Raw genomic sequence first — 22,482 nt, 5'->3', positions numbered from 1 at the left:
ATGTAATACTTAAAATAGAAATGTAAAAGAAACACGCTTAAACTTTTTTGGTTTTGCCGCAAAGTAACAAAGGCAATAAGTTTTGTTTATTCTTAATGTTTTATGATATCTCGCACGTAATTTAATGTGTTATAAAAATGCTGATATAAAAAAAAGCTCCACTAATGGAACTTTTTAATTAATAACTTATGATTGTTTTTTCCGAACTTTCATATTGATAAATTCAACCGCCAGTGAAAACGAAATCGCAAAATACAAATACCCTTTAGGAACTGCACCAATGTGTTCGCCGGCAAGCGCAGCATTTGATAAATGCATACTTTCTGTAATTAGCATGAAACCAATTAATATCAAAAACGAAAGTCCTAATATTTGAATTGATGGATTTTTATTCACGAAATTTCCAACCGGAACAGCAAACAGCATCATCACCAAAACCGAAATAATAACGGCAGTAATCATAATGGTCAGCGCACCATGTACGCCATTTGTCATACCAACAGCAGTTAAAATAGAATCTACCGAAAAAATTAAATCAATTAATAAAATCTGTACAATAACATTCGAAAACGACTTTTTTGCCGCCGTACCAATTGTTTTTTCTTCATCGCCTTTATGATCTACTTTTTCGCTAATTTCTTTGGTGCTTTTATAGATCAAAAATAAACCTCCCACAAATAAAATTAAAGCCTGACCCGTAAAATCGCCTTCAAACCAACCCCAATGAATACTAAAAATCGTCGCTTTCATAGCAATCAAATACGAGATTCCCATCAACAATGCAATTCGCATAAACATGGCTAAAAATAAACCAATTCGCGTTGCTTTTTTTCGATCTTCTTCAGGCAATTTACCCGTTACAATCGAGATAAAAATAATGTTATCGATTCCTAAAACAATTTCAAGAAAAGTCAGTGTCAATAAGGCAATCCAGGCATCGGGATTTAAAAATACTTCCATTCTAAAAAAGGTTTATTATATTATCTAGTCTAATTTTACCACTGTTCCGCGTTGTTTTTGATCAGAACCTACCATGCCAAACTCAAAAGTATAAGAATCTTTTGAAGTTGTTAAGATCTTCATATTAATGGCTTTCTCTTCGGCCATATTTTTAGGATGTTTCTTCTGTAAGATATATTCGCAATCACTTACCCAGCGCACCGTTGATGTATCTGTTTTACCTTCAAAAGTTTCGATTTCAATACCATCTTTACGCTCAAAAATCGTTGTTTTTTTTACGCCATTTACATCAAACTCAAATTTGAATTTTCCGTTTTTAAAATCTTTACAATTGTGTTCGGCATCGTAACAAGAAACTAAGGCAAGTAACGGAAGTAAGAATATAATTTTTTTCATTTTAAATAATTTGTTTTTTTAAAATCCCGATAGCTATCGGGACTGCTTTTCATTTCAATCTTTTTATTTTTTAAAGAAAAAAATAAAAAGGATTTCCATTGCAATCAGGGCTAGGAATATATTGGATAAATTAAAAATAGTGTTACAATTAATGCAAAAATGATATTTATGAAAAACAGAAAAAATAAATTTCGTCTTCTGTTTTTACCAGCTTGTTCATCAGATAATTTTGTTTTGCCAAATTTAATTAAAAGCCAATACCAAAATCCTCCTATATAAGCATGAAACTCGATCATTTCAATCTCTTTAATTCATCATCGGTAAAGTTCTTGATTTCTTTTTCCTTGGCAAACTTTTCGGCATTATAATTTCCGGATTTATTTTTCGGAATCGATAAACTATTCCATTCGCCATTTTTAAGTTGTTTGGCATAAAAAACGATCTGCCCAACGTGATAAGGATAATGTGCCAATTGACGATTAATGGCTTCAATAACCGTGTGACCTTCATTTCTAATATAAATGATATCAGACAATTGTTCCGGTTTCAAACTGTTCAGAGTATCTAGAAAACAATCCCAGCCTTTATTCCAGACAACAAACACTTCGTCTTTAGATTGTAAATCATTTTCGAATTCGGCATCACGGTTACGCCATTCTTTTTCACCATCAGAAGTCAGGAAATCGGTCCATCGCGAAAGCATATTACCGGAAATATGTTTAATTATGGTCGCAATACTGTTCGTGTCTTCGTTTATCGAAACAAAAAGCTGATGAGGTTCTAGCTGATCTATTGCTTTTTCGCCAAGCATTTTATAATACAAAAATTGCTTTTTAACGCTTTCTAAATAAGATGCTGTTGCTTCCATAATTATAATCGTATAATTAAAATATATTTCTTTTTTGCTACGAATTCACGAATTATAATTAATCGATTTTAGAGTAATAAAATTCGTGAATTTGTGGCTTTCTAAAGCGGATTGTTAGACAATCTTAATATCGTATTTATCTAAAAGTCCGACAATTCCGTCATTCGAAAATTGAGCTTTTCGCATAGGGTTAAATTCCGGATCGATTTTATAGTTGTAAGCTGTTTTAAAATTAACAGCCGCCAGTTGCGTATCATTAAAAATAGCACCTTCTAAATTGCAATTATCAAAAACCGAACTTGTCAAATTGGTTCCTATAAAAGTAACCTCTCTTACAGAACAATTTATAAACTTGGTTTTAGGCATTTTTTTATTCGAAAAAATGGCATAATCTAAAACACTTTCTTCAAAATAAACCTGAAATAAAAAATCGTCGCATTCATTAAAAGCGATTCCTAAAAGCTTGCAGTTTTTGAAACTCACATTTTTTAAATTCGTACCAAATAAACTCGTCATCGATAAGTTGCAATCGATAAATTCGCAGTCTAAAAAAGTATTGTGAGCAAAATTGCTGTTAGAAAAATCACAGTTTTTAAAAACACAATCTTCAAACTCCCGATTGTTTATTTTTTTGTCAATATAAATGACTTTCTCGAACGTTTTTTGAATGTGAATTATACCTTCCATGTTGATTATTGATTCGGATAAAAAGAAGAAAATTTAAAATATTTATGTAGAAACCTGACAGGTTTTAAAAACTTGTTAGGTTTGATGTTGTTTTTTACCATTATTAGTCATTAAAGATACCTTTCATAATAACTTTCAATCCGTAAAAAATCAGAAACATGGCGCTTAAACAAGCCACAATACCAATTCCTAAAACTAGATAATGCCAATTGGTATGCTGATTCATAAAAGCGTTATAAATCAACGAAGGGCCAATAAATAATAGAGGTAACGAACCTGATAAATATTTAATTCCTTTTCCTAATAATTCTTTATTTGTTGCCATTTTTTTTGTTTTTGTTTTGAAAAGTTTCAGGTTTACCGCAATCTTGTCATTTCGATTGCTAAATGATAAAAGCAAATCTTTTTTTCAGGAGCTAATCCCGCTATCCGTTCCAATCTTTTGTGCCGAACCCCGGCACAAAAGGATTTCCACTTCTATCGGGGCTAGGACATTCGTTTTCATAACAATATTTTCGTATAGTTTGTCATCCTGAACGAAGGATCACACCAGAAACTTTGCAAAGAAAATCGTTAATCATTGTCGATTTGCGAGTGTGATTTCTCATTCTTCGAATTGACAAACTTTATGAACTTTGACAAAGATTACTCTTTAAAACCTTGCGCTCTTTGCGGTTAAATTAAACCTCTTTTTGTAAATTATAATTGTCGACAGCATTTCTAACGCTGCCATATTTTTTTAATAATTGAGAACCTTCTTCGTATGAAACGGGAATTTCATCCATAATCATTTTCACGCCACGGTCTACCAATTTGATATTACTTAATTGCATATCAACCATTTTGTTGCCTTTCACTTTTCCAAGTTGAATCATAGCAGCGGTCGAAATCATGTTTAAAACTAATTTTTGTGCTGTTCCGGCTTTCATTCTGGAGCTTCCGGTAATAAATTCAGGACCTACAACAACTTCTATTGGAAATTGAGCCGTTAATGCCAAAGGACTTCCTGCATTGTTGGTAATACATCCCGTAAGAATATTATTTTCATTGCAGGTTTCTAAACCACCAATTACATAAGGAGTTGTTCCTGAAGCAGCAATACCAATTACGACGTCGTTTGCATCAATATTATTTGCCTTAAGATCGATCCAGGCTTGTGTGGCATCATCTTCGGCGTTTTCTACAGCTCTGCGAATGGCGGTATCACCACCGGCAATTATTCCGTTTACTAAATCAAAAGGAACACCAAAAGTAGGAGGACATTCTGAGGCATCAACAACACCCAAACGGCCGGATGTTCCGGCTCCAATATAAAAAAGGCGTCCGCCAAGCTTTAGTTTAGCCACAATTTGTGCAACTAAAGCTTCAATTTGAGGAATGGCTTTTTCGACTGCATTAGGAACAGTCTTGTCTTCCTCATTGATATTGGTAAGCAATTCATGAACTGACATTTTTTCTAAATGCTCGTATTTTGATGCTTGTTCTGTAATTTTTGTAAACGTCATTTGTTAGTATAATTGGTCGTGTCAAAATTAATCTTTTTTATTGCAATCTCGAAATTTAGAACATAAAGTAATAAAACTTTATAAATCTTTTTCCTTATAATTTTATTATTTAACGACTGTTTTTTTTAAACTTTGTTACATGAACTAAAATATTATATTTGTTTACTAATCTGAAAAGAAATAATGGATATAGAAAGCTTCTTAAGTTTTATGAGTGGGATGTCAGTTTTTGTTTCATTATTACTGATACTCTTTTTATTAACGGTAAAAACAGAAAATAAATTAGCAAACCGATTATTTGCTGTGTATTTGCTGTTTTTTGCAATTGATAATCTCGGAATTTTCATGAGCGAAGATTTTATTAGAGATCATTTTAACTTAGAATTTTTCAGATGGACTGTTTGTGCTTTGATAATTCCTGTTTTCTATCTCTATGTTTTATCAGTTTGTTTTGCTGATTTTCGATTAAAAGCCAAGCATTTACTTCATACGATTCCTTTTTTAGCTGCAAATGTGGTTTTCATTTTCAGGTTGCACTTTTTAAGCGATCAGGAAAAAATACATTTTTATGATCATCGTAATCAACTTCCTGAATTGTTTGGTTTTCAGATTATGTTAAGTTTTCAGATTTTGTGCTACAGCATTGCAGTATTTTTGGTTTTAAAAAAATACAAAGAAATCTATCAGGAAAATTATACGAATCCTAAAACGTCGATTTTTAAATGGCTATTTCAAATATCTACTGCGCTCTTTATTTTGTATTACTTATCGATAGCAAAGAATGTTTTAAGATATATAGATATTGAGGTATTATGGATTTGGGCCAATGTAGTAATGCAAATTCTTGTGTTAATAGTTACGTGCTGGTTTGTACTAAAAGCGCTGAATCATCCTGAACTTTTTCGCGGAATCGATTCGAAATTGCAATTGGCAAGAGATATTCTTCCTAAGGAAAATGAAAATGTTGTTGAAATAAAAGACAATCAAAACGAAGCGGTTGTTAGTCAAATTTCAATATTGAAACATTATATGGCAGAGAAAGAACCATTTCTTAATCCGTCACTTACTATTCAGGAACTTTCTAACCAGATTGAAATTCCGGTTCGGGATTTATCTGTTTTGATTAATCATCATATGGACCAGCATTTTTTTGATTTTGTAAATGAATATCGCATTCAAAAAGCGATGAGTATTTTAAAAAATCCTTTAAAAAGTGATCTTACGGTTTTAGAAATTTTATATGAAGTAGGTTTTAATTCGAAATCGTCCTTTAATACTTCTTTTAAAAAATATACAAATTTAACGCCTACAGCCTATAGAAACGCTTCGTAATAAGCGTTTTGTAAAAAGTCGTACTTCGTGCCTAATAAAGTCGAACCAATTTCCTGAACAGAAATTGGTTCGACTTTTTTTTGTCGGTCGAATTCTGAAAATTTCTAAGGCAACTTTGCTTCAAATTAACCGAACAAGTTTAAAAATTAGAAATCATGAAAAAAGCAAACCTCCTTATCTTTTTATTAATGCCTTTATTTTGTTTAGCGCAATCAGTAAAATTGAAAGGAAAAATATACGGCAAAACGACTTTATTAGAATGGGCAGATGTTTCGATATTAAATGCAGAAGGAAAAATAATAGGCGGAACAACAAGTACAAAAGACGGTACTTTTGATATCGATATTAAAAAAGGTACTTATAAAATAGAAGTAAGTCTTTTAGGATTTACAGATTACAAAAAAGAAATTACTGTTGAAAAAGACACCGATTTAGGTACAATTATTTTAATAGAAAGTGCCACAAATTTGGGGGAAGTGGTAATTCAATCAAGAAAGAATACGATTGAACAGAAAATAGATCGTGTGGTGTATAATCCTGAAAATAATGTAAACACGGCAGGCGGCGATGCTTTGAGTGCTATAAATACAGCTCCGGGCGTTGTGGTAAAAAATAATGCGATTACTATACTAGGAAAAGGAACTTCTCGGGTTATGATTGATGGAAGAATGATTGAATTAACCGGTGAAGAATTGAATGTTTTTTTGAAATCTATTTCGGCGAGTGATATTAAAAACATCGAAATTATCAGTAATCCTTCGTCGAAATTTGAAGCCGAAGGAGATGGCGGAATGATTAACATTATTATGAAAAAGGGAGCTCGTAATTCCTGGAAAAATACAACGATAGCGTCATACGACCAGAATAAATATGGCATTTATACTTTAAGGAATAATTTCTTTTATAATAAAAATAAATTTAGGTTTTCGGCGAGCGTTAATGGAAAAACAGGTTATAAAAATATTGAAGAAAATCTTGATATGTATTTTGCTGAAGGGCCTTCAAAAATGGCTGCAATAACAAAGTTGAATGAGGAAAACGTATCTGGAAAACTAGGTTTAGATTATGATTTTTCTGAAAAAACTACGATTGGTTTTCAATTTTTAAAAGATAAAAGCAATCCTGATTTTGATTCGGATATCAGGATAGATAAATATAATGCTCAAAATGAGTTAGAAAGCTATATCCTTAACGAGAGTTTTTTAGACAGAAAATCGGGTAATCAGACTTATAATTTGCATTTGATAACAAAACTGGATTCTCTAAATAGAAAATTATCATTTGATGTGGATTACTTTAATTATGATTCAAAATTCGACAGAGATTTTATTGCAAATAATTATTCATCAGACGGAACTTTTGTAGATGTGAATCAGTCGGGTCGAAATATTTCTAATCAGGAAATTGATAATTTGAGTTTTAAGGCTGATATGGAACATCCGCTTAAAGCGCTCAACTTATCTTATGGTGCGAAAGTAAGTTTTACGACGAGTAACAGTGATGTTGTTTTTTTTAATACGATTACGGGAACTCCGGTTTTAGACGTGAACCAAACTAACCAATTTAAATATACAGAGAATAATCAGGCGATTTATATAAGTGGGAATAAGAAAATCAATGAAAAATGGAATTTTCAATTGGGATTGCGATTAGAGAATACACAGACAAATGGTTTTTCTAAAACATTGAATCAGGAAACGGTAAACAATTACTTGAAGTTGTTCCCAACGTTTTATAGTTCTTATCAAAAAAATGAAAACAATAGTTTTAGTTTCAATTATGGAAGAAGAATTCGAAGACCAAGTTTTAGTTTGTTGAATCCGTTTAGGATTTACATCAGCAGTAATAGTTATTCAGAAGGGAATCCTTTTTTAAAACCTTCTTTTAGCGACAATTTTGAGTTTGCGCATACGTATAAAAAGATATTGAAAACGAGTGTTTTTTTAAATTCAATCAGTGATGGTTATGGCGTAATTTTTACTGCAAATCCTGAAACACTGACGCAAATTGTATCGAGAGAGAATTATTTTAAAGGCATCAATTACGGAATTGGAGAAACGTACTCGGCTCATTTTGCAGATTGGTGGCAGAGTGAAAATTCATTGTATTTTTTGAGTTCAGATATTAAATTTATAAAAGATATCAATGCAACGCCGGTAAATGGGCTTCAGGTTGATTTTTCGACAAATAATACTTTTTCGTTGGGCAAGGCAACTAAACTTCAACTGGATTTTAATTATACGTCGCCTTATAAAAGTGGTTTGTATGATACGGGATATACTTCGAGTTTGAATATTGGCTTTAAACAGGATTTCTTAAACAAAGCAATGCAGATTTCGGTTTTGGTAAATGATATTTTTAATACTTCTTATTTGAAGGATGATGCTTCTATTGTAAATGGAGTGAGACAAGTTTATAGTCAGAATGAAAGCAATAGATTTGTTCGTTTGTCTCTGGTTTATAATTTTGGAAACAAAAAAATTGATGTAAATCAGCGTGGTTTTGGAAATGAAGAGGAGAAAAACAGGGCGAGGTAATTAGATAATTTGTCAATTAGAAAATTAGATAATTGAAAACACAAAGAAGTATCCTAACAGGTTTTTGAAACCTGTTAGGTATTTTTTTTACTATAAGTTCTTGTTTTTTGCGTGAGGGATAGGAGCTAACTACCGAAGTAGTGTGGATAGCCCGACCGGATTTGCGAAAGGCGCGTATAAGCGGTTGGTTAAATGGCGCCTTTTGTAAATGTGGTCACGCCCAGATTATAGAAAGAATGCTAATAAAATTCCGAGAACGATCATAGAAACTTTGGCAACATTGAATTTGTGTCCTTCGCTGCTTTCGAAAATAATGGTCGAAGAAATATGAAATAAAATCCCGATTACAACGGCGGTAATTTCGGTATAATAATCGTTTAAAAAAGGGACAAAATCTGATGCAATTGTGCCAAGTGGAGTCATGATGGCAAAGGTAAGCATGAAGGCAAAAATGGCTTTTTTATTAAGGTTTGCATTGATGAAAAATGTGGTCAGGATTACGGCAATTGGCAGGTGATGAATGGCTATACCAAGTGCTAAATCATGATGATGGCTTACGGGAAAACCTTCTAAAAAGGCGTGAATACACAAACTTATGAAAAGTAACCACGGAATCTGACTCATTTGTGCATGTCCGTGAACGTGCCCGTGTTCTGCTCCTTTTGAGAAAAACTCTAATATGATCTGGAACAAAATTCCGACCATGATAAAAATGCCTATATTGTGATTGTGTGTTTCGTAAACGTCCGGCAACAAGTGCATTACGGTTAGGGATAACAAAAATGAACCGCTAAAAGCAAGCAATAGTTTTAGATTGGTTTTGCTTTTTGGTTTTAAAAACAAAGCCACTATATAACCTAAAAGTACAGAAAATAAGGGTAATAGATAATTCATTTCGTTTTGGTGTAATCGTTGATTTGTTTAATCGGTTAATCGGATAATTGTTTCTTTAACGATTAAACAAATTAACAGTTAAACAATTAAACCTATTTAAAAATCATGATTAATCGTTCGCTTTCGGTTTTATGGAATTTTTTGAGTTTATAATCTCCAAAAATATCTAAGAGATAAATCCCGGCTTCGTCCATTAAATCCTGAAAGTCTTTCAAAGTTAATGCTTTTACTTTTTCGGTAAAATGATATTGACGTCCCTGATCTTCAAAATCTATTTCTTTAAAAATATGTCCGTCTTCAACGTATCTTTTTATTTTAAAATCGATGTCATCGACTGTTTTTACTTCTTCGGGAACCAGGGTTTCGATTACATTGGCAACGTTCATGAAGTCGATAACGGCAAAACCATACTCAGACAAACTTTCTTTGATGGCTTTAAGGGTGGTTAGGTTATCATCATCGCTTTCGAAATAACCAAAACTTGTAAAAAGATTAAAAATAGCATCGAACTTTTCTTCAAAAGGTTCGCGCATATCGTGCACTTTAAAATGCAGGGTTTCGTTGCTGTTTTTACTGGCTTCGGCAATGCTGTTTTCAGACAGATCGGCGCCTAAAACGTTAAAACCTAATTGATTTAAATAGATTGAATGGCGTCCTTTTCCGCAGGCTAAATCAAGAACTTTTGCTTTTTCAGGCAAATTGAGATAATGCGTAAGATTATCCATAAAAATTTGTGCCTCGCGGTAGTTTCTATCTTTATAAAGAATGTGATAATATGGAGTATCAAACCATGACGTAAACCAATTTTCGGTGTTACGTTCCTGATTTGGTGTTGATGAGTTTGGTGCGTCAGACATTTATTCTATTTCAATTAATTCAAAGTCCCGCAAATTTAGTGTATTTTTGCCGAAAAATAACTATTTCGTGACGATACCTGAATAATCAGATGTGTGTTTGCGATCGGAGTTTTTTTTAATTCAAAAATAAAGATGGAAGAAAATTTTAGAATGATAGCCAAATGTTTTTTTGGTTTTGAAGAAATATTAGAGAATGAATTGCGTGCGCTTGGTGCTCAGGATGTCGAAAAAGGCGTACGAATGGTAAGTTTTAAAGGTGATAAAGGTTTTATGTACAAAGCCAATTTATCTTTGCGTACTGCGCTTAAGGTGTTGAAACCTATTTATTCGTTTAGAGCTAATAATGAGCAGGCATTATACAAAGGAATTTCTGGCGTAAACTGGTCTAAGTTGTTAAATGCCAATCAGACTTTTGTAATTGATGCAACCGTACACTCGACTTATTTTAATCATTCTGAGTTTGTTTCTCAAAAATGTAAAGATGCCATTGTAGATCAGTTTAGAGAAAGAACGGGTCAGCGCCCAAGTATTGATAAAGCTTTTCCTGATTTAAGAATCAATGTTCATATCGATAAAGATCAGGTTTCTGTTGCTTTAGACACATCAGGAAACTCATTGCATCAGCGTGGTTACAGAACGGCTACGAATATTGCGCCTATCAACGAGGTTTTGGCAGCAGGAATATTGTTGTTGTCTGGTTGGGAAGGGCAAAGCCATTTTCTTGACCCAATGTGTGGTTCAGGAACTTTTCTGGCAGAAGCGGCGATGATTGCTTGTAATATTCCGGCAAACATTAACCGTAAAGAATTTGCTTTTGAAAAATGGAAAGACTGGGATAATGATTTGTTTGAGCAGATTATAAACAGTTTAATGAAAAAAACAAAGGAATTTCATTATACTATAAAAGGTTTTGATAAGGCGCCAAGTGCGGTAAACAAAGCCAAGGACAATATCAGAAACGCCAATCTTGAAGATTATGTTACTATAAAGGAAGAAAACTTCTTTGATACTGAAAAAGAGGTTGAAGGAAAACTGCATATGGTTTTTAATCCCCCTTATGATGAGCGTTTGGATATTCATATGGAAGAATTCTACAAAAACATTGGAGATACTTTAAAGAAAAGTTATCCGGGAACAAATGCCTGGTTTATTACAGCAAATCTTGAAGCGTTGAAGTTTGTAGGACTAAAACCTTCCCGTAAAATTAAACTCTTTAACGGAAGCCTTGAAGCACGTTTGGTAAAATACGAAATGTACGAAGGTAGTAAGAGAACGAAATTTCAGGTCTCTGAATAAGGTTCTGAGTTTCTAAGATACTAAGGTACTAAGGTTTTGACTTGGCTATTTTAGAATTTTAGTGATTTAAGTAAAAATAATTTAAGGTTAGGAAATAAAATTGCTGAAATAAAACTTAGCAACTTAGCATCTCAGAACCTTAGCAACTCTAAGAAAAATGTCAAAATTACAAGTAAGAGCTTTTTTATACCAGTTAGGATGTTTTGCGATTTTATTTATTGCAGGACGATTCGTGGTTGCGATGTATACAGGATTAACAGGACTTTGGATTCCGATGACTGCTTTTATCGTAGCTACTTTGATTTCGCCTAAATTTCAGGCGGTAAAAACTAAGGATGGTGAAAAACTTTTCATGAAATGGATTTTTATAAAAGGAATCAGAGAAATAGGATAATCGATTTTATATGAAGATAATTGGACTTATAGGAGGTATTAGCTGGGTTTCGACCGGTGATTATTACAAACTTATAAATCAGGGAATCAATGACAAATTGGGAGGGCTTAACTTCTCTGAATGCCTTATTTATTCTTTTAATTATGCTGATATAAAAAAGAACAATGAAAATAATGATTGGGATTCGACTTTCAATTTGCTTTTAAAGGGATGCCAGTTTCTTAAACAGGGCGGGGCAGAAGCAATTGTGTTGTGTGCAAATACAATGCATTTTATTGCTGACAGACTTGAAGCGGCAATAGATTTGCCTATTATTCATATCGCAACTGCAACAGCGATTGAAATCGAGAAACAGGAACTGAAAAAAGTAGGTTTGTTGGGAACTAAATTCACAATGGAACTTGACTTTTTTAAGGACAAGCTTTTGAATAAAGGAATCGAAGTAATAATTCCAAAAAGTGAAGAGGATAAAGATTTTATTCATACCACTATTTTCGAAGAACTTGGAAAAGGTATTGTAAGCAGCGAAACTAAAAAACGCTATTTAGAAATTGCCAATCAATTGATTAAAGAAGGAGCTGAAGGAATTATTTTAGGTTGTACCGAAATTCCGTTGGTGATAAAACCGGAAGATCTCGCGGTACCCATTTTTGATACTGCATTAATACATTCAAATGCAGCTGTTGATTTTCAGTTGTCATAACGATAAATAAAAAAGCCATGAACGATTAATTCATGGCTTTTTTTATTTCTGATATTGTTTGACTTTTACTGATTTGTTGTTTTTTATTTCGTACTCAGTATAAGTAGTTTTATCGCTGTCTTCGAAACTTTCCACTTTTTTGATCAGGTAGAAATTGTTGTTAGACCATTTGTAATAACTATCGGTTTCGTTTCCGTTGCCGTCGGCTTCATATTTGATGAATTCTTTGTTCCTTTGGTCAAAATGCAAATATTCTAATTCTTCGAGTTTTGTATTTCTAATAAACTGTTTCTTCGTTTTATCGTATACAAAGTAAAGAAAGCCACCATCATATTTAATTCGGTCAGGGAAATAAATAGGAATTTTGATATCCAGGAGCCCGTCAAAATTTAAATCTTCTAATTCTACTGCTGCGTCTTTTTCGTAAATGGCTTTGTTGAAACCAGAAAGCGTTTGCACTTTTTCTTTTTTAGCATTAAAAATATCCAGTTTGCTAATCAGGAAATTATCGGCTAATTCGCCGTTCATATTTTCAGCTTTACCTTTATGCGGGTTTAGTTTGTAAGTATAGTTTTTTGGATTAAAAACAGATAAATCTTCCAGACAAGTAAGCGTAGCATCAAATTTTTTATCCTTTTTTACATTTTGCCATATACCGCTTAATTTGTGCTCATTGTCTAATTGTAGTACAAAAGAGCCTGTTTTGGCAGGTACATTTCCTTTTTTGGCTGCTGTATAGGTTGTTTCTTCCAGTTTTATTTGGCCTGCTTTATAAGTACCTTTTGTAAAAATAGGCATGTCTTTACTATTTTTTAAGTAGTAATAACTTCCGGAAACAGAATCTTGTCCCTGAATGAATTCGATTGTCATTTCTATAGGATACTTGTTTATTTTTCCTGAGAAATGCAACGAAGTTTTGACAATTGTTTTTTGAGCAAAAGCAATTTGGCTAAAGATAAAAAGAATAAGAATTTTGTTCATCTTAGCTTAAAACTAATTTTTAGGAGTTTCGATAATTGCCGGAATAATAGTTTTTTTCTTGTAAAGCGGAATAAAATAAGAAACGGTGTAGTTAAAACCTACTCCAAAACTTCCGTCGTAAGTTCTGTTAAAACCTGGTATGTACAAATTATCAAAGCCTGATGGTTTTGAATTGGCCACCAGCATTTTTAACTGAACGCCAAATCCAACAAATACATTATTAAAAACTTTTGCTTTTAATCCCATGGCAACTTCCAGCCATCCTGCTGTTAAACCAGTATATTTTTGACCAGCAGCAACTGCCGGTTGTTCTCCCCAATACGGATTTGCGTTGTAGATTTTATAACTATTTAATTGCTGGCTAAAAGTACTAAAACCTCCACGTAAACCTATTGTAATTAAGTTTTCCATGTCTAACCAGTTTTGGTACAAATTATAGTCAAAACCTCCTTTTATGTACGTTCCGGTTGCAGTTGAGTTTAACCTGTCGTCATCTGTAGTTTTATCTTCAAAACCCAATTCAGCGGCGATGTAGTATTTTTTCGTTAAACGAAAATCTCCCACAATTTCGATTCCTTTATAATCTTTGTCATAAAGTCCGCGAGTCAGTTTGTACAAATCAACACCCACACGAAGACCGTAGCGATCTGTTTTGATGCTGTCTTTTTTTACTTCTTCAAGAGCAGGTTTTGCAGTCTCGGTTTTAGGCTTTTCTTTTGTTACTGTTTTAGTTGCTGTTTCCTGAGTATGGCCCAAAAACATTGAAAACAATAAGACAGAACTAAAAATATACTTGAATGTGTGTTTCATTTTCAGATTCAATGTTACGGGTTTTTACAAAAATTTCCTGCATCCAGTTACCATCACCGGCCGGATCTGTTCGTACGAAAGGATTTACCGGAGCGAGTGTAAAAGTAGTCTTAAAACCGCAGGCTCTCGATACATATACATTTTGATGAGTATAATCAATTTTTATTACATCAGTATTTATGGCAGCTGCATTAGGACTTAGTGAGTTGTATACAAATTTGTATATGGTAGAAATTGTATCTGTTCGCAGTGGTATAGAAACAGTATTTGCATTTGTTACATATTTAGTTGTATCTGTTACACTTTTGTTGAAAATAATTCCTTCTGTTTTTCCTTGTCCAATTACCATTAAATTATTTACATTTCTTGGCTTTGTCGAGTTATTGATATCATAAAATGCAATTACCAATCGAGGAGTAGTAGGTGTATTTGCATCACAAATATCATCTTTCTCACAGCTGGATAAACCAAAAGTGAAGACCAATAAAAGAGAGATTATTTTTTTCATTTATATTTTGTTAGCGAAGTTCTAAAAGTACAACATTTTCGACATGATGCGTTTGCGGAAACATATCAACTGGTCTAACGCGTGTAACTTTATATTTCTCATCCATTAAAGCTAAATCACGTGCTTGTGTTGCTGAGTTACAACTTACATAAACTACTTTTTTAGGAGCAATTTTCAGGATTTGATCGATAACTGCTGCGTGCATACCGTCTCTTGGCGGATCTGTAATAATAACATCCGGCTTGCCGTGCTCTGCGATGAAACTTTCGTTGAAAACAACTTTCATATCACCTACAAAAAACTCACAATTCGTTATATTATTGCGTTCTGCATTGGCTTTAGCATCTAAAATTGCTTCGGGAACACTTTCTACACCAATTACTTTTTTTGCTTTTTTAGAAACAAATTGTGCAATAGTTCCGGTTCCTGTATATAAATCATAAACGGTTTCGTTGCCAGAAAGTCCGGCGAAATCACGTGTTATTTTGTATAATTCGTAAGCCTGGTCAGAATTGGTCTGATAAAAAGATTTAGCGTTGATGCTAAATTTTAAACCTTCCATTTCTTCAAGGATATAATCTCTACCTTTATATAGTTTGATATCCTGATCGTAAATAGTATCGTTTTGCTTTGAATTTACCACATATTGTAATGAAGTAATTTGAGGGAACTTCTCGTAAAGATGATCTAAAAGCAATTCACGATCTTTTTTGTCGTTTTCGTAAAACTGAATCAAAACCATGATTTCTCCTGTCGAAGCAGTACGAATCATAAACGTTCTTAATAAACCAGATTGCTCTCTTGGATTAAAAAACGCTAAATTATTTGCATTGGCAAAATCTCTAATTTCGTTTCTAATCGCGTTTGAAGGATCTTCCTGTAAGTAACATTTTTGAATGTCAAGAATTTTATCCCACATTTTCGGGATATGAAATCCTAATGCATTTCTGTTTCCAAGATCTTCAGTGCTTTCAATTTCTTTTTCGGTTAACCAACGAGCGTTAGAAAACGAAAATTCCATTTTATTTCTGTAAAAAAACTGTTTTTCAGAACCCAGGATAGTTTCGAACTCAGGAAGTTCAACTTTTCCTATACGCTGTAAATGGTTTTTTACTTCGTTTTGTTTGTAATACAACTGTTGGCTGTATTTCATATTTTGCCATTTGCATCCTCCACAAACTCCAAAATGATCGCAGATAGGTTCGATGCGATGCTCTGATAATTCATGAAATTTTACGGCTTTGCCTTCATAATAGGCTTTTCTTTTTTTGAAAGTTTGAACGTCAACAACATCACCCGGAACTACGTTCGGAATAAAGATTACTTTTCCGTCAGGAGCCTTTGCTACTGATACTCCCTTTGCTCCGGCATCAAGAACCTGAATCTGATGAAAGACAACTTTGTCTGTATTTTTTCTTCCCATAGCGCAAAAATAAGGGTTTGTAAACTTTTTCAAATTTAATTTTCGAAATATTTTATCAAATTGTGTAATTTATTCTTTTAATTGAGTTTAAAAGTTAACTTTGTTTTTAGCAATAAACCCAATTCTGCTATTTTTAAACTATAGATTGTTATTATTTTTATGAAGTTATATCATAATCTTTCACAAATTGGCTTTTTGAAAAAAAGTTATGCCTTCAAATTTTTATTTGTTGCTTTTATAGGAATTCATATTCCTTTGATCGGGATTTTATTTTTTGTACTTTATTATAATCATAGTGTTTCGCCAACTTCGATTTTGGTTTTCTCTTTAATCATGACTTTACTGGCTACTTTGATCACACTTTTGGTTTTAAATCAATTAATTAAGCCCATTTCGATTGCTTCTAAATCATTAGATGATTACAGAAATAACAGAAAATTATCGATTCTGCCAACTGAATATACAGATGAAGCCGGTTTGTTACTGGCTAATATTCAGGAATCTATTTATGAAGCTGAAAGTTTTATAAACGAAAAACAGGATTTGATTTATATGCTTTCGCATGATTTGAAAAATTTTGCCGGGAATCCGCAAGGTTTGGCTAATTTAATTATCAGCGAAAATCCATCCGATTCTATTCGCCAATTGGCAGAATTAATTCGTGAATCGACGAATTTGCAATTTCGATACATCGAAAATTTTATAAAATTATTAAAAGAACAAGATCGCGTTATAAAAGGAAGTCAGGAAATTAAAACCATTTTATTGCCTGGTATTTTACCTTTTATTAATGAACAGTTAGAACAGCGCCTGATTGATAAAAATATAAAGTTGACTCTTGATTTAGAAATTACCGAGGTTAAATTGAGACTTGATGAAGGTTTACTTGTGCAGGTCTTGGTAAATTTAATAAGTAATGCGATTAAATTCTCGTATTTCGACAGCGAGGTAAAAGTTAGAATCTACAATGACAACTCAAAAGTCATTATAACGGTTACAGATAAAGGAATTGGTTTTGATAAAAATCAGATCGATGAATTGTTTAAGAAGTTTACCAAAATGAGCCGCTTAGGAACTGCAAATGAATCTTCGACCGGAATTGGATTGTATCTCTGCAAAAAAATCATCGAAAAAAACAAAGGAACATTAGACGCAACCAGCGAAGGTAAAAACAAAGGAGCTGAATTTAGAATTGAATTTGAAGCTTAAAAAAGTTATGAGTTATAAGTTAAGAGTTATGAGTTGAAATTGCGCTTTTTTTATAACTAAAAAAAGCGCCGAGATTCTAAAAAAAAAACTTAGAATCTCAGCACCTTAGCACCTTAGTGTCTTAAAACTACCATAGCTGGTGTACAGAAGGTTTTATGTATTCTTCGTAAATATTGTTCATGGCTGCGATTTTCTCCGGAGTTAATTCTGGTAAATCATAAACCGATAAATTAGACATGACGTGATTGGCTGTCGATGCGCCGGGAATGATACAGCTAATATCTTTAAAACTCAAAATCCATTGCAGGGCAATAGGAGCTAGGTTAGTTGTTTCAGGGAATAATGCTTTTAGTTTTTCAACCGCTTTTAGACCCAACTCGTAATCAATGCCCGAAAAAGTTTCTCCTTTGTCGAAAGCGTCTCCGTTACGATTAAAATTACGATGATCCTGAGCGTCAAAAGTAGTTTTAGCATCAAATTTGCCTGTTAAAAGTCCGCTTGCCAAAGGAACTCTTGCAATGATCCCGATGTCTTTTTTTCTGGCTTCTGAGAAAAACAATTGAGAAGGACGCTGACGAAACAAATTAAAAATAATCTGAACCGTAGTTACATTCGAATATTCGATTGCTTTTAATGCTTCTTCGACTTTTTCTACGCTTACACCCAGATTTAAAATTTTCCCCTGGTCTTTTAAACGATCGAATAATTCGAAAATTTCAGGTCGATAAAAAACTTCTGTAGGAGGGCAATGCAACTGAATTAAGTCAATTGTTTCTAATCCCATTCTTTTTAAACTGTCCTCAACAAATTTCTGAAGAACTTTTGGCTGATAACCTTCACTTACATGAGGATTAATATGACGGCCGCATTTTGTTGCTACATAAATTCTTTCAGAACGTGAACGTACAACTCTACCAACGGCGGTTTCGCTTAAACCATTTTCGTAAACATCGGCAGTGTCAATAAAGTTTACACCATTGTCGATTGCGGTGTTTATAAGCTCGTCGGCAGTTGTATCATTAAATCCTGATCCCCATTTTCCTCCAACTTGCCAGGTGCCAAGTGAGATTTCGGATATATTAAAGTTTGTTTTTCCTAGTTTTCTGTAGTTCATTTTTTTTTCAAGGTTCAAAGGTTCAGAGTGGCAAAGGTTCAAAGGTTTTTTGTAGAGACGCACAGCAGTGCGTCTTTTTTTAGGTGCTAAGTTTCTAAGGTTCTGGCGCAATAAGTCTTTTAAGATATTTTCTAAATAAATCTTAGCAACTTAGTGGCTCAGAATCTTAGTGCCTTTTCTTAGTCAAATAAATCCGAAGACAAATAACGGTCACCGCGATCGCAGATAACGGCAACGATTACGCCTGATTCCAGCTCTTCGGCGATTTTTAAGGCAACGGCAACAGAACCTCCGCTGCTCATTCCGGCAAAAACACCTTCTTCGAGTGCTAAACGTTTGGTCATTTTTCTTGCTTCTTCTTCGCTTACATCAACAACCGTATCTACTTTTGTTGCATCAAATATTTTAGGTAAATATTCTTGTGGCCATTTACGGATTCCCGGAATTTGAGATCCGTCGCTTGGCTGCGCTCCAATAATCTGAACCGCTGGATTTTTTTCTTTTAAATAAGTCGAAGTTCCAATGATGGTTCCTGTTGTTCCCATTGCCGAAACAAAATGAGTAACCGTACCGTCAGTATCGTTCCAAATTTCAGGGCCTGTAGTTTTATAATGTGCTTTCCAGTTGTCATCATTCGCAAACTGATTTAGCATGATATAACCGCCTTCTGCTACTTTTTTGTCGGCATAGTCTCGCGAACCAATAATTCCTTCGCTAGCAGGCGTTAAAATCACTGTAGCGCCATAAGCACGCATTGTTTGTGTTCTTTCTTTTGTAGAATCTTCCGGTAATACCAATTCAATTTCAATTTGAAACAATTGCGCAATCATCGCCAGCGCAATTCCGGTGTTACCACTAGTGGCCTCAATAAGCTTATCGCCTTTTTTAATTTCGCCTCTTTCAAGAGCAGCGGCAATCATGTTATAAGCAGCTCTGTCTTTTACGCTTCCTCCAGGATTATTTCCTTCAAGTTTCAGTAAAAGTTTTACATTTTTATTTTTAACCAAATTGACAGTTTCCATCAATGGAGTATTTCCAATTAGGTTTAGCAATTTCTGTGCGTTCATTTTTTTTCTTTTATTTTAACTTCAGTTGTAGTGGTATTGATTACGATAGAACCTTCAGGAATCGATTTGGTAACCCAGGCATTTCCTCCCACGATGCTATTTTCTCCAATAATGGTTTCGCCGCCCAAAATAGTAGCATTGGCATAAATGCAAACATTTGCTTCTACAGTTGGATGTCTTTTGGCGTTTTTCATTTCTTTACTTACGCTCAAAGCTCCAAGCGTAACACCCTGATAAATTTTTACGTGTTTCCTGATCACAGTGGTTTCGCCAATAACGATTCCGGTGGCGTGATCAATAAAAAACGGAGAAGCAATGTCTGCACCGGCATGAATATCGGTTCCTGTAATTCGGTGCGCGTATTCGCTCATTAATCTCGAAAAGAGTAATAAATCCAAATGATATAATTCGTGGCTTAAACGATAAATTGCAATAGCGTAGAAACCTGGATAACCCAAATAAACTTCGTCGATACTATTTGATGCCGGATCATTTTCAAGAATATATTCAGCATCCTGATTTAGTTTTTCGAGAACGCCGGGTAGTTTTTCCAGAAAACGGTCCCAAATCGATTCGCATAAATTTTGAGGCTTTTTGCAGGCTAAAACGGCAATTTCTTTAAAGCCAACTTCAAGTTCGTCGATGCTTTTGTCTAAATCTGCATTCGAATCAAAAAGGGTATAGAAAAGCTTCTCGGTAAAATCTTCAGTTTTGGTTTTGATCCCGTAATTTATATTAGAATGGCTTTTTAAAGCTTTGATATTTTGTATGATATTGTCTTTGGTCACAATTGTAAAATTGAGTGGATAATTTAAAACGTTAAAAGTAATGCGTTTTTTGTAAATAAGGGCACGAATAGTATAAAGAAATTTTGTTTTGAGAATTGTATTTGTGATAAATAAAATAAAATGAAACACGATTTTTTTATGCAATTGTTAAGAAGTTAAATGCGTAAATTAGCCTGTAAAATTTATAAAAAATGAAAAACAATTCGACTTTTAAAAGCGCTATTTCTAATATTTCGTTTCCGGAAAATCAGAGAATATGGGGAAAATCTATTCACGATCCAATTTTGGGGCTGATTATGGAGGATCATCCATCTTTTAGTGAACAGGATTGTATAGCGGTGAAAGAATTAAACGAATACCGCCAAAAATATATTTCGAGATACTTATCTACGGAAATAGGAACACTTTCTGATCTTGAAAAAAGTGTTATTAATTCTCTAAAAGAAGACAAATCGATTGTGAGTATTGTTGAGGATGAAGAAGAGGAGAGAAGCTTTGGACAGAAAATAGCAGATAAAGTGGCTGACTTTGGCGGAAGCTGGACTTTTATTATTTCGTTTTTGCTTTTTATCATCGTCTGGATTGGTGCCAATGTTTATATTTTGGTCAATAAAGGTTTTGATCCGTATCCGTTTATTTTGCTGAATTTGATTTTATCCTGTATTGCGGCATTGCAAGCTCCGGTAATTATGATGAGTCAAAACCGACAAGAAGAGAAAGACCGAAATCGTGCCAAAAAAGATTACATGATTAATCTTAAATCAGAATTAGAAATTAGAATGATTCATGATAAAATCGATCACATGATTATGCATCAGCAACAAGAATTAATCGAAATTCAGAAAGTGCAAATCGAGATGATGAACGATATTTTGAATCAGATAAAAAAATAATTTGAGAAGAATTTTCGTCTGAGAAAAATCAAATGAAACTTAAAATTGAAACTTTTTAGAAGTTGCAAAAACTATTTTTTATGGAATTATTTTTGAATTTTTTAGAAAGATTAAAAAGTATTAAAATTGAAAAATAATGGACAATTGAGATGATGAATTGTCGTAATTTTTCTGGAGTAAAAAGTAAGAATAAATCGGGTTATAAGTTGAGATTTTATTGCGCTAAAATGAAGTCCGTTTTTTGTTTTTTTAATCGATGATATTTACTGGTTTTTAGAGAGGGATTTTAGTTGTTTTTTTAAGGAAAATTTTCGATTCATTTTAGAGAGTATTAAAGTCCTATTTTAAAGTTTCATACTTTTGAATTCTTAAATACTTAAAAAATGAAAACGTTTAAAATTTTAATAATGATTCTTGCCATTTCAGTTGCATTATATGAGCAGGTTTCAGAAGAGAAAAATATTTATATAACGGTAATTGCAATTGTCGTTTTCATGTTTGGAATGATGCAGTTGAGTGCAAAAACACCTAGTAAAAATCAAGATAAAGAGGAGCAAGATGTTGACTAAAGGAGATAAGGTTTCTGTCTTAGACGAAGCCATTAACGGAACAGTAGTTTCGGTAAAAAACAATGAAGTTGTAATCGAAACTGAGGATGGATTTATGATGACATTTTTTGTCAATGAATTGCTTAAAATGCAAGAATCCAGTAATTTAATGAATTCTATTAAAAGAATTGATTTAGATGAAATTTCAAAAGAGAAAACGGAGCCAAAACCGAGAAGTTTTGTTAAAGAAAAGAAGGATAAACGCGAAATTGCAGCTCCGGAATTTGATTTGCACATCGAAAAACTGGTTCCTAATAAACGCGGAATGTCTAATTACGACATCCTGACTCTGCAAACAGAAACGGCCAAAAGACATATCGAATTTGCGATCCGAAATCGTATTCCGAAAATTGTTTTTATTCACGGTGTTGGTGAAGGAATTCTAAAAGCCGAACTTGATTTTTTATTAGGCCGTTACGACGGAATAGATTTTCAGGATGCCAATTATCAAAAATATGGCTTAGGTGCCACCGAAGTTTATTTCAGGCAAAACAATAAATAGGGCACTTTTTTACGCTCCGATTTATTCGTTTTAAAGCATAAAAAAACATCCGTTTTTCAAGGCTAATTTTACTAAAGAATTAGATTGAAAAACGGATGTTTTTTTGTAGGAACAAAAAGTAGTTTTTGTACTGTTTAAAAACTCATTTTA

At 33.3% G+C, this 22,482-nt stretch carries 24 protein-coding genes; 9 read left to right on the top strand and 15 right to left on the bottom strand.

Going from position 1 to position 22,482, the window contains the following annotated elements; translation table 11 throughout:
* Nucleotides 1-186: 186 nt before the first annotated feature.
* From FLACOL7796_RS21200 to murQ, 6 genes are all read right to left on the bottom strand, one after another.
* Nucleotides 187-960, bottom strand: coding sequence for a TerC family protein (locus tag FLACOL7796_RS21200; RefSeq protein ID WP_173972788.1), 774 nt, complete (start codon nt 958-960; stop codon nt 187-189).
* Between the two features lie 24 nt (nt 961-984).
* Nucleotides 985-1,356, bottom strand: a complete 372-nt coding sequence (locus FLACOL7796_RS21195) for a DNA topoisomerase IV (RefSeq protein WP_173972787.1) — start codon at nt 1,354-1,356, stop codon at nt 985-987.
* A 292-nt stretch (nt 1,357-1,648) separates the two neighbouring features.
* A complete protein-coding gene (locus tag FLACOL7796_RS21190) occupies nt 1,649-2,224 on the bottom strand; it encodes a DUF1572 family protein (protein WP_173972786.1) in 576 nt (191 codons plus the stop codon).
* 114 nt (nt 2,225-2,338) lie between these two features.
* On the bottom strand, nt 2,339-2,911 hold the full coding sequence (locus tag FLACOL7796_RS21185; protein ID WP_173972785.1) for a pentapeptide repeat-containing protein: 573 nt from the start codon (nt 2,909-2,911) through the stop codon (nt 2,339-2,341).
* Nucleotides 2,912-3,014: 103 nt separating this feature from the next.
* Nucleotides 3,015-3,236, bottom strand: a complete 222-nt coding sequence (locus FLACOL7796_RS21180; RefSeq protein ID WP_173972784.1) for a DUF6095 family protein — start codon at nt 3,234-3,236, stop codon at nt 3,015-3,017.
* A 355-nt stretch (nt 3,237-3,591) separates the two neighbouring features.
* Nucleotides 3,592-4,416: an N-acetylmuramic acid 6-phosphate etherase gene (gene murQ, locus FLACOL7796_RS21175; RefSeq protein WP_173972783.1), complete on the bottom strand. Its 825-nt coding sequence runs from the start codon at nt 4,414-4,416 to the stop codon at nt 3,592-3,594.
* Nucleotides 4,417-4,626: 210 nt separating this feature from the next.
* Here murQ and FLACOL7796_RS21170 point away from each other — a divergent pair, with 210 nt between their 5' ends.
* Both FLACOL7796_RS21170 and FLACOL7796_RS21165 read left to right on the top strand, forming a co-directional pair.
* Nucleotides 4,627-5,748: a helix-turn-helix domain-containing protein gene (locus tag FLACOL7796_RS21170; RefSeq protein WP_232067427.1), complete on the top strand. Its 1,122-nt coding sequence runs from the start codon at nt 4,627-4,629 to the stop codon at nt 5,746-5,748.
* A 155-nt stretch (nt 5,749-5,903) separates the two neighbouring features.
* Nucleotides 5,904-8,285 (top strand): outer membrane beta-barrel family protein, encoded by a 2,382-nt coding sequence (locus FLACOL7796_RS21165; protein ID WP_173972781.1) that lies wholly within the window; start codon nt 5,904-5,906, stop codon nt 8,283-8,285.
* Nucleotides 8,286-8,510: 225 nt separating this feature from the next.
* Here the strand turns inward: FLACOL7796_RS21165 and FLACOL7796_RS21160 are convergent, their stop codons facing one another.
* Nucleotides 8,511-9,179 (bottom strand): ZIP family metal transporter, encoded by a 669-nt coding sequence (locus FLACOL7796_RS21160; protein WP_173972780.1) that lies wholly within the window; start codon nt 9,177-9,179, stop codon nt 8,511-8,513.
* 92 nt (nt 9,180-9,271) lie between these two features.
* A complete protein-coding gene (locus FLACOL7796_RS21155) occupies nt 9,272-10,036 on the bottom strand; it encodes a class I SAM-dependent methyltransferase (protein ID WP_173972779.1) in 765 nt (254 codons plus the stop codon).
* Nucleotides 10,037-10,168: 132 nt separating this feature from the next.
* Between FLACOL7796_RS21155 and FLACOL7796_RS21150 the strand changes: the two genes are divergently transcribed.
* From FLACOL7796_RS21150 to FLACOL7796_RS21140, 3 genes are all read left to right on the top strand, one after another.
* Nucleotides 10,169-11,332, top strand: a complete 1,164-nt coding sequence (locus tag FLACOL7796_RS21150) for a THUMP domain-containing class I SAM-dependent RNA methyltransferase (RefSeq protein WP_173972778.1) — start codon at nt 10,169-10,171, stop codon at nt 11,330-11,332.
* Between the two features lie 157 nt (nt 11,333-11,489).
* Nucleotides 11,490-11,726 (top strand): hypothetical protein, encoded by a 237-nt coding sequence (locus tag FLACOL7796_RS21145; RefSeq protein ID WP_173972777.1) that lies wholly within the window; start codon nt 11,490-11,492, stop codon nt 11,724-11,726.
* 10 nt (nt 11,727-11,736) lie between these two features.
* Entirely contained in the window at nt 11,737-12,429 is a 693-nt protein-coding gene (locus tag FLACOL7796_RS21140; RefSeq protein WP_173972776.1) for an aspartate/glutamate racemase family protein, read from the top strand.
* Nucleotides 12,430-12,471: 42 nt separating this feature from the next.
* Here the strand turns inward: FLACOL7796_RS21140 and FLACOL7796_RS21135 are convergent, their stop codons facing one another.
* Genes FLACOL7796_RS21135 through rlmD form a run of 4 tightly spaced genes read right to left on the bottom strand, consistent with a single transcriptional unit; the run spans nt 12,472 to nt 16,151 of the window.
* Complete coding sequence (locus FLACOL7796_RS21135; protein WP_173972775.1) at nt 12,472-13,410, bottom strand: XAC2610-related protein; 939 nt, start codon at nt 13,408-13,410, stop codon at nt 12,472-12,474.
* Between the two features lie 12 nt (nt 13,411-13,422).
* Nucleotides 13,423-14,220, bottom strand: coding sequence for a DUF6048 family protein (locus FLACOL7796_RS21130; protein WP_173972774.1), 798 nt, complete (start codon nt 14,218-14,220; stop codon nt 13,423-13,425).
* Nucleotides 14,192-14,728: a DUF6452 family protein gene (locus FLACOL7796_RS21125; protein ID WP_173972773.1), complete on the bottom strand. Its 537-nt coding sequence runs from the start codon at nt 14,726-14,728 to the stop codon at nt 14,192-14,194. The genes FLACOL7796_RS21130 and FLACOL7796_RS21125 overlap by 29 nt, the downstream gene beginning before the upstream one ends.
* Before the next feature lie 10 nt (nt 14,729-14,738).
* Nucleotides 14,739-16,151: a 23S rRNA (uracil(1939)-C(5))-methyltransferase RlmD gene (rlmD, locus tag FLACOL7796_RS21120; RefSeq protein ID WP_173972772.1), complete on the bottom strand. Its 1,413-nt coding sequence runs from the start codon at nt 16,149-16,151 to the stop codon at nt 14,739-14,741.
* 195 nt (nt 16,152-16,346) lie between these two features.
* Between rlmD and FLACOL7796_RS21115 the strand changes: the two genes are divergently transcribed.
* Nucleotides 16,347-17,360, top strand: coding sequence for a sensor histidine kinase (locus tag FLACOL7796_RS21115; RefSeq protein WP_232067426.1), 1,014 nt, complete (start codon nt 16,347-16,349; stop codon nt 17,358-17,360).
* A gap of 127 nt (nt 17,361-17,487) precedes the next feature.
* Here FLACOL7796_RS21115 and FLACOL7796_RS21110 read toward each other — a convergent pair whose 3' ends face one another.
* From FLACOL7796_RS21110 to FLACOL7796_RS21100, 3 genes are all read right to left on the bottom strand, one after another.
* A complete protein-coding gene (locus FLACOL7796_RS21110) occupies nt 17,488-18,474 on the bottom strand; it encodes an aldo/keto reductase (RefSeq protein ID WP_173972770.1) in 987 nt (328 codons plus the stop codon).
* Nucleotides 18,475-18,653: 179 nt separating this feature from the next.
* The gene (cysM, locus tag FLACOL7796_RS21105) at nt 18,654-19,541 is read right to left on the bottom strand and encodes a cysteine synthase CysM (protein WP_173972769.1); all 888 of its coding nucleotides are present in this window, start codon (nt 19,539-19,541) and stop codon (nt 18,654-18,656) included.
* Complete coding sequence (locus tag FLACOL7796_RS21100) at nt 19,538-20,329, bottom strand: serine O-acetyltransferase (RefSeq protein ID WP_173972768.1); 792 nt, start codon at nt 20,327-20,329, stop codon at nt 19,538-19,540. The genes cysM and FLACOL7796_RS21100 overlap by 4 nt, the downstream gene beginning before the upstream one ends.
* Before the next feature lie 191 nt (nt 20,330-20,520).
* Between FLACOL7796_RS21100 and FLACOL7796_RS21095 the strand changes: the two genes are divergently transcribed.
* The 3 genes from FLACOL7796_RS21095 to FLACOL7796_RS21085 all read left to right on the top strand — a co-directional run bounded on the left by FLACOL7796_RS21095 (nt 20,521) and on the right by FLACOL7796_RS21085 (nt 22,332).
* A complete protein-coding gene (locus tag FLACOL7796_RS21095) occupies nt 20,521-21,222 on the top strand; it encodes a DUF1003 domain-containing protein (protein WP_173972767.1) in 702 nt (233 codons plus the stop codon).
* Between the two features lie 383 nt (nt 21,223-21,605).
* The gene (locus FLACOL7796_RS21090; RefSeq protein ID WP_173972766.1) at nt 21,606-21,791 is read left to right on the top strand and encodes a hypothetical protein; all 186 of its coding nucleotides are present in this window, start codon (nt 21,606-21,608) and stop codon (nt 21,789-21,791) included.
* Nucleotides 21,781-22,332, top strand: a complete 552-nt coding sequence (locus FLACOL7796_RS21085) for a Smr/MutS family protein (protein WP_173972765.1) — start codon at nt 21,781-21,783, stop codon at nt 22,330-22,332. The genes FLACOL7796_RS21090 and FLACOL7796_RS21085 overlap by 11 nt, the downstream gene beginning before the upstream one ends.
* Nucleotides 22,333-22,482 lie beyond the last annotated feature (150 nt).

Origin of the sequence: Flavobacterium bizetiae, from assembly GCF_902804475.1 — a bacterium.
GTDB classification, from domain to species: domain Bacteria; phylum Bacteroidota; class Bacteroidia; order Flavobacteriales; family Flavobacteriaceae; genus Flavobacterium; species Flavobacterium bizetiae.
The sequence above is the reverse complement of the archived record's forward strand: the minus strand, read 5'-3'. Positions and strand labels throughout refer to the sequence as shown.

Excerpts from the sequence above, each read along its gene's own strand:
- FLACOL7796_RS21200 (WP_173972788.1), bottom strand. The coding sequence starts at position 960 with ATGGAAGTATTTTTAAATCCCGATGCCTGGATTGCCTTATTGACACTG.
- FLACOL7796_RS21195 (WP_173972787.1), bottom strand. The coding sequence starts at position 1,356 with ATGAAAAAAATTATATTCTTACTTCCGTTACTTGCCTTAGTTTCTTGT.
- FLACOL7796_RS21190 (WP_173972786.1), bottom strand. The coding sequence starts at position 2,224 with ATGGAAGCAACAGCATCTTATTTAGAAAGCGTTAAAAAGCAATTTTTG.
- FLACOL7796_RS21185 (WP_173972785.1), bottom strand. The coding sequence starts at position 2,911 with ATGGAAGGTATAATTCACATTCAAAAAACGTTCGAGAAAGTCATTTAT.
- FLACOL7796_RS21180 (WP_173972784.1), bottom strand. The coding sequence starts at position 3,236 with ATGGCAACAAATAAAGAATTATTAGGAAAAGGAATTAAATATTTATCA.
- murQ (WP_173972783.1), bottom strand. The coding sequence starts at position 4,416 with ATGACGTTTACAAAAATTACAGAACAAGCATCAAAATACGAGCATTTA.
- FLACOL7796_RS21170 (WP_232067427.1), top strand. The coding sequence starts at position 4,627 with ATGAGTGGGATGTCAGTTTTTGTTTCATTATTACTGATACTCTTTTTA.
- FLACOL7796_RS21165 (WP_173972781.1), top strand. The coding sequence starts at position 5,904 with ATGAAAAAAGCAAACCTCCTTATCTTTTTATTAATGCCTTTATTTTGT.
- FLACOL7796_RS21160 (WP_173972780.1), bottom strand. The coding sequence starts at position 9,179 with ATGAATTATCTATTACCCTTATTTTCTGTACTTTTAGGTTATATAGTG.
- FLACOL7796_RS21155 (WP_173972779.1), bottom strand. The coding sequence starts at position 10,036 with ATGTCTGACGCACCAAACTCATCAACACCAAATCAGGAACGTAACACC.
- FLACOL7796_RS21150 (WP_173972778.1), top strand. The coding sequence starts at position 10,169 with ATGGAAGAAAATTTTAGAATGATAGCCAAATGTTTTTTTGGTTTTGAA.
- FLACOL7796_RS21145 (WP_173972777.1), top strand. The coding sequence starts at position 11,490 with ATGTCAAAATTACAAGTAAGAGCTTTTTTATACCAGTTAGGATGTTTT.
- FLACOL7796_RS21140 (WP_173972776.1), top strand. The coding sequence starts at position 11,737 with ATGAAGATAATTGGACTTATAGGAGGTATTAGCTGGGTTTCGACCGGT.
- FLACOL7796_RS21135 (WP_173972775.1), bottom strand. The coding sequence starts at position 13,410 with ATGAACAAAATTCTTATTCTTTTTATCTTTAGCCAAATTGCTTTTGCT.
- FLACOL7796_RS21130 (WP_173972774.1), bottom strand. The coding sequence starts at position 14,220 with ATGAAACACACATTCAAGTATATTTTTAGTTCTGTCTTATTGTTTTCA.
- FLACOL7796_RS21125 (WP_173972773.1), bottom strand. The coding sequence starts at position 14,728 with ATGAAAAAAATAATCTCTCTTTTATTGGTCTTCACTTTTGGTTTATCC.
- rlmD (WP_173972772.1), bottom strand. The coding sequence starts at position 16,151 with ATGGGAAGAAAAAATACAGACAAAGTTGTCTTTCATCAGATTCAGGTT.
- FLACOL7796_RS21110 (WP_173972770.1), bottom strand. The coding sequence starts at position 18,474 with ATGAACTACAGAAAACTAGGAAAAACAAACTTTAATATATCCGAAATC.
- cysM (WP_173972769.1), bottom strand. The coding sequence starts at position 19,541 with ATGAACGCACAGAAATTGCTAAACCTAATTGGAAATACTCCATTGATG.
- FLACOL7796_RS21095 (WP_173972767.1), top strand. The coding sequence starts at position 20,521 with ATGAAAAACAATTCGACTTTTAAAAGCGCTATTTCTAATATTTCGTTT.
- FLACOL7796_RS21090 (WP_173972766.1), top strand. The coding sequence starts at position 21,606 with ATGAAAACGTTTAAAATTTTAATAATGATTCTTGCCATTTCAGTTGCA.
- FLACOL7796_RS21085 (WP_173972765.1), top strand. The coding sequence starts at position 21,781 with ATGTTGACTAAAGGAGATAAGGTTTCTGTCTTAGACGAAGCCATTAAC.